This window comes from Shewanella insulae (genome assembly GCF_009831655.1).
Classification (GTDB): domain Bacteria; phylum Pseudomonadota; class Gammaproteobacteria; order Enterobacterales; family Shewanellaceae; genus Shewanella; species Shewanella insulae.
This window is the reverse complement of record NZ_WRPA01000002.1, coordinates 323796-340558: the sequence shown is the minus strand read 5'-3', so window position 1 is coordinate 340558 and position 16763 is coordinate 323796. Positions and strand designations below refer to the sequence as shown.

Below are 16763 nucleotides of genomic sequence, written 5' to 3'. Positions count from 1 at the left end.
ACGCGAGCTGGGTTCAGAACGTCGTGAGACAGTTCGGTCCCTATCTGCCGTGGGCGTTGGATGATTGAAGGGAGCTGCTCCTAGTACGAGAGGACCGGAGTGGACGAACCGCTGGTGTTCGGGTTGTCATGCCAATGGCATTGCCCGGTAGCTACGTTCGGAATCGATAACCGCTGAAAGCATCTAAGCGGGAAGCGAGCCCTAAGATGAGTCATCCCTAGACCTTTAAGGTCTCTAAAGAGCCGTCCGAGACTAGGACGTTGATAGGCAGGGTGTGTAAGCGTTGTGAGGCGTTGAGCTAACCTGTACTAATGACTCGTGAGGCTTAACCATACAACCCAAAAGGGTTTTTACTGCAAAGTAAGTAATGGTTACTGAATCAGAAGAATACAAAGTACTTGATTGAAGTGTGGTCATAAATTGCTCCTGCATTTATGACATACAGTACATCCGTGTACTAAAACTCAAATTGACTCTTAGATAAGAGTACAGCTTTCCGAATTTCCAATTTTGTCTGGAAACCATAGCATTGTGGTACCACCTGATCCCATCCCGAACTCAGAAGTGAAACGCAATTGCGCCGATGGTAGTGTGGGGTCTCCCCATGTGAGAGTAGGTCATTTCCAGGCGCCTAATAAACGAAGAATCCCCAGCACCTAGTGTTGGGGATTTTTTCGTTTAACAGCTTTTGAAATATCAACTCGAACATGGGGAATATAAAGAGCCCGAACGTAGTGAGGTACATTTCCATGTGATTGGTCGATAATTGCATCCTGCATAATCGACACTTCCACCGTCCGTGGTGGTCGTATGGTGAAGCACTTGCGTTTATCAAACGAAGTTTGATGCAAGGGATGAACGCGGAGAGCTTTGCTCGAAGCTGGCCATGACAGGCGCATAATAAGACTCTACATGCAGCCAAAAGCTATTCATGCAGTGTGGCAGTTGAGTGCTCCATTCATTAACTGCATTTCCGCCATCCAGGCGGTCAGGCCCCTCAGCTCGCAGCTTAGCTACTTCGCGCTCCAGTCATCCATCAAGCTTCGCCTGATAAATGGATGCCTTACGCCCCCATATTAGAGCTGATTGATTGCTGAAATTAACTTAAGCAGGCCGAATAGTAAGATTTTTATCAGTCGATAATGTAAATGCTTAAGTCTTAAGGCCGTGATAGGTCGTTCATATCGCTATCAAACATATCTAGCCGATAAGATTTATGTTCGGGAGTTGGGGCAATGAAAGCGATGGATATCGGAGGGAGGGAAAGCCCGAGCTAATTTTCGGGCTTTCGGATTCGTTGTTATAAAGAGAGGAGCTTTTTTATGATGGGTGTATTGGCTTCTGGAAAGTCATAGTCTTTGAGCTCGTCGAGTCTAGCCCATTGAATCTCTTGTCCTTCAAGCCCTTGAGCTTCACCAGAAAAGGATTTTACTGTGTGGATGTCAAGATACACCTGTTTATCTGGATAATCGTGGGAAATTGCCATTAAGGGGCTTGTGGAGCTAACCTTTATTGCAACCTCCTCCCTTAACTCTCTTATCAGCGCTTCGGAGGTTGTTTCACCAGATTCGACCTTGCCACCAGGAAATTCCCACTTTCCACCTTGGTGTAGATGATCTGGGCGTTTGGCAAGTAAGATCTGCTCCTGTTCATCGAATACTATACCTACCGCGACGTGCACACGTTTCATTTACTGATCCTTAAAAAAGTCAGTTTCTTCGTAACCTAGAGAATCTAGTGTTTCTGGATCAAATTCGGGTTTTACCGGGATGGCATGCTTTTCTGATGCCCAATCGCCTAAGTCGATGAGTTTGCATCTTTCACTGCAAAATGGCTTGAATTGAGACTCTTTAGACCAAAGCACTTCTTTTTGGCAGGTAGGGCACTTAACTGTAGTTGGCATGATCATTCCCATGGGCCGATTTATAACAGTCGACTATGGTAAACCACTTTAGGTGCAGGTTGCCAACATAAAGTCTATCGATCTGTCTGAGTGTTTTTGTTGGTCAAAGAGTACGAAATGTATGGCGTAGCGGTTACGATTACCACTAATGGTTGGATAACACCCCTGAGCGGGATCAATCTTCACTCGTATTAATGAGAGGGCCTGAGTGCTTGTGCCTTGATAAAAGCCGGCGTTGGCGGTCGCTGGATTATAGACAGTTGTCTTTCGGGTCAGGTCAAGTAACAACTTGATTGGCGTAAGCAGACACTCAAATTGCTCTGTCCAGGCCTTATATTCTTGCTGGCGTATTTCCCATGGCTTCGCTAACCAGTAATGCAGCTGTGGGAGGTCGAAGTTGCAGCACGCACCAGGCATACCAAATCGCTGGCGTAAGGCGGAGAGAAATCTATCTTGTTTAAGTTTTTGCCCTGGCCGTTCACAGCGAATGAGTTTAGCTCTTGCCTCTTGCATTTGGCTTATATAGCTCTCGACCTGTTGTTCGTCGATATGGGGAAGGTGTTGCCACTTTTTCAGATTGATTAGTTGTTTGTCGATATCTTTTATGATCTCGCCGCGATAATCGCAACGTTCGGTAAGTTCACAGAGAGAAAATAGGGGATAGAAACAACGGTGTTGATGATCTTGATCTAAATTACTTTGTACCTGATTAGCAAGGTACTCGAGCCTGAGATAGCTCCGAGTCTTCTCGTTTAGAGGTTGTTCATAGATCAATTCATTCATGACGTAATTAGGTCTGTGCGGCTAATTTTATATATTTATTATGTAAAGCAGCGACCTTGTCTCTTAAGGCCGATATGTCGCCTTGATTGTCGATAACATCATCGGCTTTGGATAACTTTTCGTCTCTGCTTGCCTGGCTAGCTATTATGTTTTTTACTTGCTGAGCATCCACAGCATCTCTTTCAGTGGTTCGTTTTATTTGTAACTCTGGCGAAATATCAACCACTAAAGTGCAATTGACTAAGCTATCTAAACCGTTCTCAAATAGCAAGGGAACAACTAAAATTGCGTAGGCAGAGGTCGCATTTTGCAGTTGTGTTAACATTTCGGCACGAATTAACGGGTGGAGTAGGCCATTGAGCCATTTTCTCTCTGAAGGAGTGTTGAAAATCTTATCTCTTAAAATGGCGCGATTGAGCTCACCGTTTTCAAGTAGGGCACTAGAACCGAAATGTTCTACGATTGCCGCTAAACCTTCTGTTCCTTTTGCGACAACTTCTCTACTAACGACATCTGCGTCAACAAGATCAATTCCTAGTTCAGCAAACAAGTTGGCGACCGTGGTTTTACCACTTCCTATGCCGCCTGTGAGACCTACAACAAATTTTGACATGATGTTTTATGAATAGATGGTCATAAGGTAGATAGATACCAGTTTACTATTTTTTCGCCCCAAATCATGGCGATCCAGCCCGCTAGGGCGATATAAGGGCCAAATGGTATTGGATTACCCGAATTGATCTTCTTATTGACGATGAGCAGCAAACCAACGACGGCGCCAACAATGGAGGATAACAGGATGATTAGGGGCAGTAGTTGCCAGCCAAACCAGGCGCCAAATACGGCTAATAACTTAAAGTCGCCATAACCCATACCTTCTTTGCCGGTTAATATTTTGAATCCCCAGAATACGCTCCAAAGGCTCATATAGCCTGCTGAAGCGCCAATGACAGCATCGGTAATAGAAACGAAGGTACTGTCTAAGTTGATCAACAGGCCTAGCCATAGCAGTGGCAGTGTGATCTGGTCAGGCAACAGCATCTCATCGAGATCTATCCCTGTTAAGGCTACCAGACCAAAGGTTAGTATGGTTGCAAAGGCGAATTGCCAGCTTGGACCGAAGTGATAGGCTAAATAGGCCACCGCCAATCCAGTTATGGCTTCGATGGCTGGGTATCTGGCCGAGATGCTAGTTTTGCAATGATCGCATTTACCTCCAAGCATTAACCATCCCAGTATGGGGAGGTTATGCCAAGGCTTTATGCTGGTTTTACACTTAGGGCAGGATGAACCTGGAATGATAAGGTTGTATTTTTTCGGAAAGTCATCGATAGGCTGGGTTAGCTTATCTCTAATTCCCGAAACTACATCGTTATGGTATTCGTCGAGATATTGGTTACATTCTAGCTGCCATTCTCTTTTCATCATCACGGGAAGGCGATGAACGACTACATTTAAAAAGCTGCCAATTACGGCGGCAAAGACGAAAGAAATTGCGGCAAACAGTAAAGGGTACTGAGCCATTAATTGGATAAATTCAGTCATTGATAAAGCTTATTTATTATTTGATAGAGTCGGTTAGCCGACGACGTTACCCATTTGAAAGATCGGGAGGTACATACCAATGATTAGACCTCCAACTAACGTACCTATAACCACCATCATCATGGGTTCAATTAGGCTTGATAGGCCATCTACGGCGTCATCTACTTGCATTTCGTATATGTTCGCAATTTTATTCAGCATATCATCGAGGCCACCAGACTCTTCTCCAATCATCACCATTTGAATGAGCATATCGGGGAAAAGACCGGTGGTTCTCATCGCTACGTTCATTTGCATACCAGACATAACCTCGGTACGCACTTTTATTAATGCGCTCCGGTAGACATAGTTACCTGAGGCTCCCGCAGCAGATTCTAAACCATCTATTAGCGGTACGCCGGCAGCAAAGGTTGTTGCAAGAGTGCGAGCAAATCTTGCCATAGCGGCTTTGTGTAGAATCTCACCAATAATTGGTACTTTAAGTACTAGTTCATCTACTTTATTGCGGAACGCCTCAGATTTTAGATGAGCTCTTTTAAATGACCAAATAAATATAATGATACCGATTACAAAAAGATACCAAGAAGATTGGAGCCAGCGTGAGATGCCTACAATCATTTGTGTAAAAGCGGGAAGTTCTGCACCAAAACCTGCAAATATGTCTTCAAACTGGGGAACAACAAAAAGTAATAGTAGAGTTGTAACGGCTATAGCAACAACGACAACCGCCGCAGGATAGAACATTGCTTTTTTGATCTTGGATTTTAATGCTTCAGCCTTTTCTCTGTAGGTTGCAATTCTATCAAATACAGCATCTAAGGACCCTGAATGTTCTCCTGCGCCTACTAAATCAACATACAGGTCATCAAAGTATTGTTTATGAGGCCTTAGGGAGTCTGATAGTGGGATACCCGCTTGAACATCTGCCACAATGGTTCCAAGTAGTTCACGCATTTTGGGCTTTTCATGACCACGGCCCAACATTTCGAGAGTGGTAACAATTGGTACGCCTGCTGCCAGCATAGTCGCTATTTGACGAGTGATCATGGCGATATCCATCGCCTTGATTTTAGGATCACTCTTAAACAGAGGCTCTGCTTTCTTTTTGACAACTTTCGGGTTGACGCCTTGTGATTTTAGTTGCGCTTTAATTTCGGCTGATGACGTCCCTCTTAATTCTCCAGAGGTCTTTTTTCCGTCGCGGTTCGTTCCCTTCCATTCGAAAGTGACCACTTTCGGTTGTGATTTGGCTGCTTTTTGCTTTTTAGTTGAAGTTTTAGCAAGAGATGCAGTAGCCATTATAGTGTCCTTTATTAATCTAGTTTAACTAAGTTTTAGAAGCTAGTTACACGATTTATTTCGGCAATACTAGTTACCCCGGCAATAACCTTTCTGAGGCCGGATTGCCTAAGATCTCTCATTCCTTGCTCTTTAGCCTGATTGGCAATTTGCAAAGAATTTCCTCCTTCCATAATAGTACGGGCAATCTCATCTGACATTTTCATTACTTCATAAATCCCCACCCGGCCTTTGTACCCGCCGGAACATAGGTCACAACCAACAGGTTTATAGACGGTAAAACCCTGGTCAATTTGAGCTTGTGAAAAACCTAAGTTGAACAACTCATGTTCTGGAATATCCTCAGGCTGTCGACATTCGGTACAGAGACGCCGAGCAAGACGCTGTGCAATAATCAGGTTTACAGAACTGGCTATGTTATACCCAGGAACCCCCATATTAATAAGGCGGGTTAGGGTTTCTGCAGCAGAGTTTGTATGCAGAGTTGATAATACTAAGTGACCAGTTTGCGCTGCTTTAATCGCGATTTCAGCCGTTTCTAAATCGCGAATTTCACCTACCATTACGACATCGGGGTCCTGGCGCAGAAAGGAACGAAGCGCTGAGGCAAAAGTGAGACCAGCCTTGAGATTAATATGAACTTGGTTAATGCCTTCCAAGTTGATTTCTACAGGGTCTTCAGCGGTAGATATGTTACGTTCTTGGGTATTGAGTATGTTTAATCCTGTGTATAGAGAGACTGTTTTACCCGAACCTGTTGGACCGGTAACCAAGATCATGCCTTGAGGTTTGGCAAGCATCTCTTCGTATAGTGCTCTTTGATCTTCTTCATAACCCAGTTTTTCAATACCTAACTGGGCTGATGAGGAGTCCAAGATACGCATTACAATCTTCTCGCCCCAGATGGTGGGGAGAGTACTAACACGAAAATCAATAGACTTAGAGCGTGAAAGTTTCATCTTTATCCGGCCATCTTGGGGAACTCGACGTTCAGCTATATCAAGTTTTGACATGACCTTTAGACGTGCTGATATTCGTCCCGACAAGTTAACTGGAGGCTCGGAAACTTCATGTAAAATACCATCGATACGAAAACGAATACGGTAGCGTTTTTCGTAAGGTTCGAAATGTAAGTCAGATGCGCCTTTTCTTATAGCATCGGTAAGAATTTTATTGATATAGATGACGATGGGGGCATCGTCACTTGCATCACTAGCCTGATCCTCTTGACGTTTGTCTGTATCTGTTATTTCAATTCCAGACAACGAGTCTTCATCAATGCCGTCTAGATCCAATGCTGAAATATCTTCTTCGAGGACTTTTTCAAGAGCTTGGCTGAGTTTATCATCCTCAACAAGAATTGCTTCTGCATGTAATCCAGCACTGAATTGGAAGTCTTCTAGAGCGGCGATGTTCGTAGGATCGGATGTTCCTATATAAAGACGATTACCACGTTTGAATAGCGGTAAGCACTTGTGTTTTTCAATTAGCTTCTTATTCAGGAATGCTTCCGGAATGCTGGTGATATCAAACTCATTTAAGTCTAATAAAGGTGTGCCATACTCCTCGTAGCAGAGCTCTGCCACTTCCCTAGCAGAAAGCACTTTGGTGGCAATTAAGGTGCTGACCAGTGGTTGTTTGTTTTTACGGGATAGAGCTACGGCTTCTGACAACCGCTCTTCGCTAAGTAGTCCTTTGCGAATAAAAAGGGTCGATAATCCCAAATGTAGACCGGTTGAAGGCATGAGTGCTCCAAATGAACAGAAGTTCTAAAATAATAACGCTTTTTTAGAGACTTGTCATTTTTGTTAATATGGGAAAATGCTTTTGTCGGGATGAGTTTAGTAAAGGGCTTAGCTGTTTTCTTATTTGACAAAATTTTGACGATTGTGGCTTGTTAGTCAAGAAGTATTTCTATCTAGTAGTGCTACGATTGTAATACCTCTCTTTAGTTTTTGGCTATTTGAAATTCATATAGAACCTTAGGAGAATAAATTTAATAAAAAGCAATGGTTACTCGTTGGTTTTTCTGTATGCTAATGTCTATGCAGGTGATGTGCTATTTTAGGTAGGGAAATGACAGTAAGGGTATATGCGTTAGGAGTGTTGGTTGGTCTATTGGCCATTTTTGTTTCAGGAACACTTTTTTCCTATGACTTATATTTTTTGCTAGGGCTTGGGAATGAATATGATCTGAAAAGGTTTTTTGTTGTCGGATTCATATGGTTGTGTTCGTTAGCGCTGTGCTTTGTTAAGCAAGAACAGAATGTTTATGGATCTTATCTTGTCATTGTTGGAGTCGCTTTCTTTGTTTTATTGTCATTGGTATCTGCATTTTTTAGTAAGCATCAGTTCTGGGCATTTGTTGATGTAGTCAATATTTTCATGTTAATGATGGCGGTTTATTTCTTTGTGGTGTCATTAAGGAGTTTGCATGAAAAAGCCTTGTGCGCCATGTTGTTTTTTTGTGCATTATTCTTTTCACTATTAACTCTTTTTAAGTATTCTCTTTTTTTGATTTTCTCCTATGTTGACATTAATAGTTTCGATATTCATGGTTTGATTTCTGGTTATACCAATGTAAGATTATTCAATCAATTGCAGGTTATGATTGTTCCGTTGTTATATATTCCTGTCTGCTGCAAAGATTTAAGAAAATTTAAGGGCCTCTCTGCTGTTGCTGTGACACTGCACTGGGTAGCGCTTTTTCAATCTGAAGCCCGCGGTGCAGTTTTATCACTTTCCCTTGTTTTTATTCTGTTCTTTTTTAACTTGGAAAGAGGAAAGCGAGTTGGTTTTCTCAATGAAGTGTTGCGGCCATTGGCTTTTGGTATCTTACTGTGGTTGTTATTTATTAAGATAATTCCTTATTACCTTTTCGATAATGTAACATTTCAACTCAGAACGACTAGCTCAGGTCGATTGGATTTTTGGTTGTTTATATTAAAGGCTATTCCTGATTCTCCTTGGTTGGGGTTTGGTCCGATGAGTTTTTCATGGGCAGAAGGAAAGCCCTTACCTCATGCACACCCTCACAATATCACTATGCAAGTTTTATATGAAAATGGTGTATTGGCTTGTTTGATTTTTGTTGTGTCAGCATTGCATGTTGTATTTAAAGTTTTGAAGTCGGTAGGGGCAAACGAATCTTTTTCAAAGTTTCCATTTTATTTCTCTTTGTTGTCAGGGTTGTGTTATTCACAGTTGAGTGGGGTACTAGTCATGCCTTTTTCTCAATTATTGTTTTCTCTCGTTTTAGCTTTATCTATATCTAGCCCACAGAAAAATAACTGTGTGGATTATTATCGCATTAAACGTTGGATTATAATAATGCAGTTCTTAGTCGTTACGTTTTTTTCGGTGGTAATGTTTATTTCATACAATCATGAAGGACTCTCTGCTGCCTTCTTTCCTCGGATATGGTTAAGAGGAAATGTAATTAATTAAGTTTTTTAAAGGTGAAAGAATTGAGTTGTTTTTTTAGGTTTCATATAGATTTTTGTACCATGCAATTATTTTGCAGAGTAAAATTAAAATGGATTAGCTGAGAATTGAAAAGATTGACACAGTAAAAAAAGGCCGCGTAAGCGGCCTTTTTGACAGAGCTTTATACATTAAGATGCTTTACAGGTAGCCGTTGGCCAGTCACAAACAATAGCAGTGGTGTTTTCGTCTTGCGCGTTAGTAGTTGCTGTACCTGTCAGAGAGGCCAGATCTGTAGGCTTAGTAATAGCCCCAGAGCAAGAGGTTGGAGCGAAATCGGGAATTGTGGTTTCACCAATTACCGCAGCAGATGCAGCTTTAACATAGGCAGTCGCTTCGCCTAGGCAGGCATTGATCTTACCTTTGTTTACATACTCTTTGTAAGCAGGTAGTGCAATTGCGGCGAGAATACCGATGATTGCAACAACGATCATTAATTCAATCAGGGTGAAACCCTTAGCGTTAGTCTTCTTGATACCTTTCATTTTTACTCTCTCCGTTTGACAGAACTCTGACTCGACTCATCTCGATATTGAACAGATGGTGTGGCTGCACAATGATTCTAATACCAACTTTCTCGTTATAGTGAAAATTGTCGTGAAACACTATAACTTGGGTTACTTGCTTAGAACTAAGGTGCCAAGACCTACTGCTTAACTTGCTCCTGCGTAACTTAAGACGTCGTCCCTGGTCAAATCGTTATTGCTATCAACTAGTATTTTATGAATTCCTGAGTGAGATGAACATGACGGTTTTGTTTATCATGGTCTGCTTATCACTCTCGGTTTTCACTCTAAGTTTGATTAATCTTCAATCGGCAAACTGCACCATTTGGCAATTTAGTTTGTTGAAATCATTTGGTTACAATCAACTTGAGGTTTCTATAACTAGTTAGCCCATGGCTCTTACCTGTCCAGATAACCGTTCTTGATTAACATAGCAATGTTAACAAGGTGTTGCCTTTGACTGGTTGCTAGTCGATAAAATTCTCTGTTAACTATAATTAATGCTTTCGACTTACTAAGTCGGTCTACCTTCATGGTAAGCTGGCCGAAAGGGCCATCTCGCCTACAGCCAAAGTTAGTACAAAGTTAACAAAAAGGGAACCGTAAATCGCATCAAAGTACTAATTTAATGGTGAATTTGTCTAACAAACTTCTTTTTTTGTAATAAAAGTTATAGCGTAATTATGACTTTGACTGAAAATTTGGCGATCGGGGTAGAAGTGTCAATTTTATAGCGGTTAAAAGCCCGCCTCTGGCTGGTTGATTTATGTACAAGCTTTAGTGTTGGCTTAATTTGTTGTGCAAATGTTGCTCAATCTGGTTGGGCTCCTGTACCAGACTGAGCATTTAAGCCTTCGCCAAATTTTTCATTAAGGAAAATTAATCTTTAAGCCGTAACGACAAGTCTAACGCTTTGACATGTTTAGTGAGGGCGCCTACCGAAATATAGTCTATGCCTGTCTTGGCGAAGTCAGAGATAGTATCTAGGGTCACGTTGCCCGATACCTCGAGCTTTACCCGCTGGTTTTCGTTATAGCTGTTATTTAGCTCTACGGCCTCAATCATCATGGTGACGTCAAAATTGTCGAGCATGACGATATCGGCACCCGCATCGAGGGCCTGCTTCAGCTCATCAATACTCTCGACCTCGACTTCCACTAGCTTGTCGCTGGCTAGCTGACGGGCGGCTTTGATGGCAGAGGCGATAGAGCCACAGGCCATGATGTGATTTTCCTTGATGAGGAAGGCGTCGAATAAACCTATGCGATGGTTTTTACCGCCGCCGCAGGTAACGGCGTATTTTTGCGCCGTGCGCAGACCTGGAATGGTCTTGCGGGTGTCTAATAGCCTGCATTGGGTGCCTGCGAGCCTGTCAACATAGTGTTTGGTTAAGGTGGCAACGCCAGATAGGGTCTGAATAAAGTTCATCGCGGTACGCTCACCGGTGAGGATGGCTCGTGCCGAGCCTGACATTTCGCACAGGACTTGATTGGGGAGTACGAGGTCACCATCGTCTACATGCCAGTGCAGGGCGACTTCGCCACCTAGCTGGTTAAACACCTGCTCAGCCCAGGCCTTACCACAAAAGACGCCTTCTTCACGGGTGATCAGTGTTGCCTGTGCATATTTATCGCTAGGAATAAGCTGTGCTGTAATATCCAGGCTCAATTTTTCTTCGGCGGTAAGATTGGTGTCGGCCTGAAAACCTAAGTCTTCTTCTAGTGCGACCTTGACGGCTAATCTAATGTCATTTTCCAGCATCTTTCTATCCTCATGGCTGCTTGCAGCGCTCCGTGAGTTTATCTCAAGTGGATCGATAGTATTATCGTTTGTGTTTCTATGGCCGCAAGCACTTAGCTATATGCCGTTAATAGTAACAAATCCCAGATTGAAAAAGCAGGTATATTTGGCTGACTTAGCCGATCATCAGACCTATTTGTGCCGATTTGTATTCATTTGTTTTGCATGACTGGCGACAGTCAACCGAATTAGGTTAAAGTGCTAACAGCTTGATATTGTTTGGAGGTAGTTAGGCTCGTGGCTAACATGAGGTTGCATAAAGGGTGGATTCAAGAGTGTCGGCAGTGTGTCTCGCCGCATTTTAATGCCCGTCCCAACAATGAAGTTAGTCTATTGGTGATACACAACATCAGCCTTCCCGCTGGTCAGTTTGGCTTGCCCTATATAGATCAGCTTTTTCAGGGCTGTTTGGATGTTCAGGCTGACGAGAGTTTTTGCGACCTGCAAGGGCTAGAGGTGTCCGCTCATTTTCTGATCCGGCGAGATGGTGAGCTGGTGCAATATGTGAGCTGCGATGACCGCGCCTGGCATGCGGGGATCTCTACATTTGAGGGGCGAACGGGTTGCAATGATTTTGCTATCGGCATAGAACTGGAAGGTACGGATACTACTGATTATACCGATGCCCAATATGAGCGGCTGAAGCAATTAACCTTGGCCTTGTTTGACGCATATCCTATGCTCAATAGAAATCTTATCGTCGGCCATAGTGATATTGCGCCAGGGCGTAAGACAGACCCGGGTGAGAGTTTCGACTGGGACAGATATCGCGCGAGTTTGGATGAAGCGTAACTTACCTAAAAGCTTGGTTTACCATTAAACACAATAATTAGATGGATGTGAGAGGGGAGTGAGATGGCACTGTTTTCCTTATTGATGGCGATCATGATAGAGCGCCTCAAGCTATTACCCCAGGCATGGCAGCTGGAAACCTTATTAGCTCTATACGCCAAGAGCTTCTTTGGCCGTAAGCAGTTAACCAATGATCTTATGATGGCGGTCGCGCTGATCTTGCCGGCGATAGCCGTGCAGATCTTGGCCTGGTTTGTGGTCGGCATGTTTTGGGGGCTGTTGAGCCTCGCACTCTGGGTTGGGGTGTCGATTCTCTGTTTTAGCCACCTCAAACAGCGGCAGATCTTCAAGCAATATATTCAGGCCGCTTGTCGCGGCGATGCTCAGGCTTGCTATCATTTTGCCGACGAGCTCGATCCCTACGTTTCACTCAATGCCGTATCGGAGCAGGAACTTGGTGAGAAGGTTGGCCAGGCGGTTGCGTGGCTCAATTACCGCTTCTATGGTGCTGTGGCCTTATACCTTATCTTCTTCGGGCCAGCCGGGGCTGTGCTCTACTGTACCGTGCGCTATTTCTCTGACGATGCCAAGAGCCGAGGGGTAGAGCTTCCGCTAGTAGACACCGCCTTGATGTTGTTGGACTGGCTACCGAGCCGCCTGATCGCCCTGGGCTATGTGCTCAGCGGTCATTTTTCGCTGGCATTTGCTCGTTGGCGACAACAGGCTTTGTGCTGGCGTTGCCCGGCAAGGGAGGTGATCTCAGAGGTTGCGTTGGCGGCGGAGACCATAGAATTTAGTTCCCCGGCACCTATTTGCGTCCAATCAACCATCTCTTTGCTACAGTTGAGTAAGCGAAACTTTATCTTACTCGTGATCGGTCTCTCTTTGCTGACGATCTTCGGGGTAGTAGTGTAGGAGCTTGGTGAAGCCGGTGGTTATTTTGTGGTTTACTCGTCTAGTTTCCTCTACTCAAGGCTAGCCCTGAGGGTCTGGTGCAATGGTCAGACCCCTTAGTCATAAATATAAGCTATTCTCACAAATCGTGAGTTTACATGAAGCAGATCACGAACTGGACATCTGAAATGTGATTTGATAAAGTGCGCTCAGTCAATTAAATTGGTAAGACCAATTTACAATAGGAGCTGAGGGCCATATGGCTTATAGCAAAATCAACCAGCCAAAAATTTCTGACGTGATCATGAATCAGCTGGAGCAGATGATCCTAGAGGGGAGTCTGCAACCGGGTCAGAAGTTACCACCAGAGCGTGAATTGGCACTGCAATTCGAAGTCTCTCGACCATCTCTTCGTGAAGCAATTCAAAAGTTAGAAGCAAAAGGCCTGCTGCTGCGTCGTCAAGGCGGTGGTACCTATGTCAAAGAGCAACTTTGGCAGAGCCTTGCCGATCCTATTGTGGAGCTGATGCACAGCGATTCCGAGAGTCAATATGATCTCCTCGAGTTTCGTCACGCCACTGAAGGCATGATGGCTTATTTTGCGGCGCTTCGGGGTACCGATGCCGACATGCAAAACATCAAAGAAAAAATCCAAGCGGTAGAAGCTGCGTCTGACATTGAGGCGAAAGCTGAGGCGATCGTGTGCTTTTATCGCGCCATTGCGGAAGCCTCACACAACGTGGCTATGCTGCACTTGGTACTGAGTTTATCTCCAGTGCTACATGAGAATGTGGCGCAAAACTTAGAGTTGCTAAAGCGCAGAGCTGATGCCTCTAAGATGGCAAACGAGCATAGGCAAGATCTTCTTGCCGCCATCGTGCGTCGTGACCCTGAAGCAGCAAGAGAAGCCTCAAACGAGCATCTAAGCTACATTGAGGAAGTGATGTTGTCTGTGAGGGAAGAAGATAGCCGGTTGCAGCGTAGTCTGCGCCGATTGAAGAGTGGCGCATAGGCAGTCTGTCTAGTCGCCACTTTTTATTATTCAATTCATACAATTAATGTATATAGGGAAGGACTGCGAAATGTCTGAACATATGCTGCAAGATTTAGATCCGTTAGAGACTCAAGAGTGGGTCGATTCATTACAAGCCGTATTAGAGCAAGAAGGTCCGGAACGTGCTCATTTTCTTCTTGAGAAACTAATCGACAAGGCTCGTCGTAACGGTACTCATCTGCCTTATAAGGCGACCACCGCCTACCTCAACACGATTCCTGCCGGTCAGGAACCTCATATGCCTGGTAACCAAGAGATGGAGCGTCGCATTCGCGCCATCATTCGTTGGAATGCCCTGGCCATGGTGCTGCGTGGTTCGAAGAAAGATCTTGAGCTGGGTGGTCACATTTCCAGTTTCGCTTCAAGCGCAACCATTTATGATGTTTGCTTTAACCACTTCTTCCGTGCGCCAAACGAGAAGGATGGCGGCGACCTGGTTTACTTCCAGGGTCATATCGCACCAGGTATCTATGCGCGCTCTTTCCTCGAAGGTCGTCTAACTGAAGAGCAACTGGCTAACTTCCGTCAGGAAGTGGACGGTAAGGGGCTATCTTCTTACCCACACCCTAAGTTGATGCCAGACTACTGGCAGTTCCCAACGGTTTCTATGGGTCTGGGCCCTATCCAGGCTATCTATCAGGCGCGTTTCCTGAAATACCTGACCGACCGTGGTTTGAAAGATTGCTCTGAGCAAACCGTATACTGTTTCCTGGGTGACGGTGAGTGTGACGAGCCAGAAACCCTAGGTGCTATCGGTCTGGCCGCTCGTGAAGAGTTGGACAACCTAGTCTTCATCGTTAACTGTAACCTGCAGCGTCTTGATGGTCCTGTACGTGGTAACGGCAAGATCATTCAAGAACTTGAAGGTGAATTCCGCGGCGCAGGCTGGGAAGTGGCTAAGGTTATCTGGGGTCGCTACTGGGATCCGCTATTGGCTCGCGACACCAGCGGTAAGCTGCTGCAGCTGATGGAAGAAACCGTCGATGGTGAATACCAAAACTGTAAGGCCAAAGGTGGCGCTTACACCCGTGAGCACTTCTTCGGTAAGTACCCTGAGACGGCCGAGATGGTGGCCAACATGTCCGACGATGACATCTGGCGCCTCAACCGTGGTGGTCACGATCCAGTGAAGATCTATGCCGCGCTGCAACATGCTAAGAACACTAAGGGCCGTCCAACCGTTATCCTGGCCAAGACAGTTAAAGGTTATGGCCTTGGTGATGCCGGTGAAGGTAAGAACATCGCGCACAACGTTAAGAAGATGGACATCAGCGCCGTACGTTACTTCCGCGATCGCTTCAATATCCCGATCCCTGACGACAAGCTAGAAGAGATTCCTTTCTATCACCCAGGTCCAGATTCGGAAGAGGTGAAGTACCTTCAGGAACGCCGCGCCGCGCTGCACGGTTCTATGCCGGCTCGCCGTCAGAAGTTCTCTGAAGATCTTGAAGTGCCATCACTGAAGATCTTCGACTCTATCCTCAAGGGCTCTAATGGCCGTGAGATCTCGAGCACCATGGCGTTTGTCCGTATTCTGACTGCGCTGCTGAAAGATAAGAAGATAGGTAAGAACATCGTGCCTATCATCCCGGATGAGGCGCGTACCTTCGGTATGGAAGGTCTGTTCCGTCAGGTGGGTATCTATGCTCACGAAGGACAGAAGTATGTGCCACAAGACTCGGATCAGGTGGCTTACTACCGTGAAGACAAGTCAGGCCAGGTACTGCAAGAAGGTATCAACGAGCTTGGCGCCATGTCTTCTTGGGTATCTGCGGCGACCAGCTACTCGGTTAACGATACGCCAATGATTCCATTCTACATCTACTACTCTATGTTCGGTTTCCAGCGTATTGGCGACATGGCATGGGCGGCAGGTGATATGCGTGCTCGCGGCTTCATGGTCGGTGGCACCTCGGGCCGTACCACCCTGAACGGTGAAGGTCTGCAGCATCAGGATGGTCACAGCCATGTATTGGCGAACACGATTCCAAACTGTATCTCTTACGACCCAACCTATGGTTATGAGATTGCGGTAATCGTTCAAGACGGTATCCGTCGCATGTATGGCGACAATCAGGAAGATATCTTCTACTACCTGACGACTATGAACGAAAACTATGTTCAGCCTGAGATGCCAGAGGGTGCCGAGGAAGGTATCGTCAAGGGCATCTACAAGCTGGAATCTGTCTCTGGCAGCGGCAAGGGTAAGGTACAGCTAATGGGCTGTGGCACCATCCTAGAACAAGTTCGCAAGGCTGCGCAGGCGCTGGCGAAAGACTTCGGTATCTCGTCTGACGTATTTAGCGTGACAAGCTTCAACGAGCTGACTCGCGACGGTCAGGCGGCAGAGCGTTACAACATGCTCAACCCAACCGAGGCGCCTAAGCAGGCTTATATCAGCCAGGTGCTGTCTAGCGATTCACCGGCCATCGTAGCGACCGACTATATGAAGATATATGGCGAGCAGCTGCGTGCCTATGTTCCTACCGACTACAAGGTGCTGGGTACCGACGGTTTCGGCCGCAGTGACAGCCGCGAGAACCTGCGTCATCACTTCGAAGTGGACGCTAAGTTCATTGTGATCGCCGCACTGAAGTCGCTGGTTGACCGCAACGAGTTGCCTGTTGAAGTGCTTACGCAAGCGATTGCCGAGTACGGCATCGATGCCGACAAGATCAACCCACAGTTCGCGTAAGGGGATAGA

The 16763-nt window shown here is 45.3% G+C and carries 14 protein-coding genes and 2 rRNA genes; 7 read left to right on the top strand and 9 right to left on the bottom strand.

Annotated features, from left to right (window positions below):
• A 23S ribosomal RNA gene (locus tag GNT65_RS04415) occupies positions 1-333 on the top strand; the annotation flags it as partial.
• A gap of 180 nt (positions 334-513) precedes the next feature.
• Positions 514-629 (top strand): 5S ribosomal RNA (rrf, locus tag GNT65_RS04410).
• Between the two features lie 671 nt (positions 630-1300).
• Here the strand turns inward: rrf and mutT are convergent.
• The 7 genes from mutT to pilB are packed head-to-tail and all read right to left on the bottom strand — an operon-like array spanning position 1301 to position 7275.
• Complete coding sequence (gene mutT / locus GNT65_RS04405; RefSeq protein ID WP_160793891.1) at positions 1301-1690, bottom strand: 8-oxo-dGTP diphosphatase MutT; 390 nt, start codon at positions 1688-1690, stop codon at positions 1301-1303.
• On the bottom strand, positions 1691-1903 hold the full coding sequence (gene yacG, locus GNT65_RS04400; protein ID WP_160793890.1) for a DNA gyrase inhibitor YacG: 213 nt from the start codon (positions 1901-1903) through the stop codon (positions 1691-1693).
• 48 nt (positions 1904-1951) lie between these two features.
• Complete coding sequence (gene zapD, locus GNT65_RS04395; protein WP_160793889.1) at positions 1952-2686, bottom strand: cell division protein ZapD; 735 nt, start codon at positions 2684-2686, stop codon at positions 1952-1954.
• Between the two features lie 7 nt (positions 2687-2693).
• On the bottom strand, positions 2694-3299 hold the full coding sequence (gene coaE, locus GNT65_RS04390) for a dephospho-CoA kinase (protein WP_160793888.1): 606 nt from the start codon (positions 3297-3299) through the stop codon (positions 2694-2696).
• A 20-nt stretch (positions 3300-3319) separates the two neighbouring features.
• The gene (locus tag GNT65_RS04385; RefSeq protein ID WP_160793887.1) at positions 3320-4231 is read right to left on the bottom strand and encodes a prepilin peptidase; all 912 of its coding nucleotides are present in this window, start codon (positions 4229-4231) and stop codon (positions 3320-3322) included.
• A gap of 33 nt (positions 4232-4264) precedes the next feature.
• Positions 4265-5530 carry a type II secretion system F family protein gene (locus tag GNT65_RS04380; RefSeq protein WP_160793886.1) on the bottom strand — a complete coding sequence of 422 codons (1266 nt, stop codon included), beginning with the start codon at positions 5528-5530 and terminating at the stop codon, positions 4265-4267.
• Between the two features lie 35 nt (positions 5531-5565).
• Entirely contained in the window at positions 5566-7275 is a 1710-nt protein-coding gene (pilB, locus tag GNT65_RS04375; RefSeq protein WP_160793885.1) for a type IV-A pilus assembly ATPase PilB, read from the bottom strand.
• Between the two features lie 331 nt (positions 7276-7606).
• Here pilB and GNT65_RS04370 point away from each other — a divergent pair, with 331 nt between their 5' ends.
• Complete coding sequence (locus tag GNT65_RS04370) at positions 7607-8977, top strand: O-antigen ligase family protein (protein ID WP_160793884.1); 1371 nt, start codon at positions 7607-7609, stop codon at positions 8975-8977.
• 167 nt (positions 8978-9144) lie between these two features.
• On the opposite strand, the gene GNT65_RS20690 is transcribed toward GNT65_RS04370, so the two are convergent.
• Together GNT65_RS20690 and nadC are read right to left on the bottom strand one after the other, a co-directional pair.
• Positions 9145-9498, bottom strand: coding sequence for a type IV pilin protein (locus GNT65_RS20690; RefSeq protein WP_160793883.1), 354 nt, complete (start codon positions 9496-9498; stop codon positions 9145-9147).
• 900 nt (positions 9499-10398) lie between these two features.
• The gene (nadC, locus tag GNT65_RS04360) at positions 10399-11280 is read right to left on the bottom strand and encodes a carboxylating nicotinate-nucleotide diphosphorylase (protein ID WP_160793882.1); all 882 of its coding nucleotides are present in this window, start codon (positions 11278-11280) and stop codon (positions 10399-10401) included.
• A gap of 285 nt (positions 11281-11565) precedes the next feature.
• Between nadC and ampD the strand changes: the two genes are divergently transcribed.
• The 4 genes from ampD (at position 11566) to aceE (ending at position 16754) form a co-directional block, all read left to right on the top strand.
• Positions 11566-12111: a 1,6-anhydro-N-acetylmuramyl-L-alanine amidase AmpD gene (ampD, locus tag GNT65_RS04355; RefSeq protein WP_160793881.1), complete on the top strand. Its 546-nt coding sequence runs from the start codon at positions 11566-11568 to the stop codon at positions 12109-12111.
• Positions 12112-12174: 63 nt separating this feature from the next.
• Positions 12175-13026: a beta-lactamase regulator AmpE gene (gene ampE, locus GNT65_RS04350; protein WP_160793880.1), complete on the top strand. Its 852-nt coding sequence runs from the start codon at positions 12175-12177 to the stop codon at positions 13024-13026.
• A 238-nt stretch (positions 13027-13264) separates the two neighbouring features.
• A complete protein-coding gene (pdhR, locus tag GNT65_RS04345) occupies positions 13265-14017 on the top strand; it encodes a pyruvate dehydrogenase complex transcriptional repressor PdhR (RefSeq protein ID WP_160793879.1) in 753 nt (250 codons plus the stop codon).
• Between the two features lie 70 nt (positions 14018-14087).
• Complete coding sequence (gene aceE, locus GNT65_RS04340; protein ID WP_160793878.1) at positions 14088-16754, top strand: pyruvate dehydrogenase (acetyl-transferring), homodimeric type; 2667 nt, start codon at positions 14088-14090, stop codon at positions 16752-16754.
• Positions 16755-16763 lie beyond the last annotated feature (9 nt).

Excerpts from the sequence above, each read along its gene's own strand:
- mutT (WP_160793891.1), bottom strand. The coding sequence starts at position 1,690 with ATGAAACGTGTGCACGTCGCGGTAGGTATAGTATTCGATGAACAGGAG.
- yacG (WP_160793890.1), bottom strand. The coding sequence starts at position 1,903 with ATGCCAACTACAGTTAAGTGCCCTACCTGCCAAAAAGAAGTGCTTTGG.
- zapD (WP_160793889.1), bottom strand. The coding sequence starts at position 2,686 with ATGAATGAATTGATCTATGAACAACCTCTAAACGAGAAGACTCGGAGC.
- coaE (WP_160793888.1), bottom strand. The coding sequence starts at position 3,299 with ATGTCAAAATTTGTTGTAGGTCTCACAGGCGGCATAGGAAGTGGTAAA.
- GNT65_RS04385 (WP_160793887.1), bottom strand. The coding sequence starts at position 4,231 with ATGACTGAATTTATCCAATTAATGGCTCAGTACCCTTTACTGTTTGCC.
- GNT65_RS04380 (WP_160793886.1), bottom strand. The coding sequence starts at position 5,530 with ATGGCTACTGCATCTCTTGCTAAAACTTCAACTAAAAAGCAAAAAGCA.
- pilB (WP_160793885.1), bottom strand. The coding sequence starts at position 7,275 with ATGCCTTCAACCGGTCTACATTTGGGATTATCGACCCTTTTTATTCGC.
- GNT65_RS04370 (WP_160793884.1), top strand. The coding sequence starts at position 7,607 with ATGACAGTAAGGGTATATGCGTTAGGAGTGTTGGTTGGTCTATTGGCC.
- GNT65_RS20690 (WP_160793883.1), bottom strand. The coding sequence starts at position 9,498 with ATGAAAGGTATCAAGAAGACTAACGCTAAGGGTTTCACCCTGATTGAA.
- nadC (WP_160793882.1), bottom strand. The coding sequence starts at position 11,280 with ATGCTGGAAAATGACATTAGATTAGCCGTCAAGGTCGCACTAGAAGAA.
- ampD (WP_160793881.1), top strand. The coding sequence starts at position 11,566 with ATGAGGTTGCATAAAGGGTGGATTCAAGAGTGTCGGCAGTGTGTCTCG.
- ampE (WP_160793880.1), top strand. The coding sequence starts at position 12,175 with ATGGCACTGTTTTCCTTATTGATGGCGATCATGATAGAGCGCCTCAAG.
- pdhR (WP_160793879.1), top strand. The coding sequence starts at position 13,265 with ATGGCTTATAGCAAAATCAACCAGCCAAAAATTTCTGACGTGATCATG.
- aceE (WP_160793878.1), top strand. The coding sequence starts at position 14,088 with ATGTCTGAACATATGCTGCAAGATTTAGATCCGTTAGAGACTCAAGAG.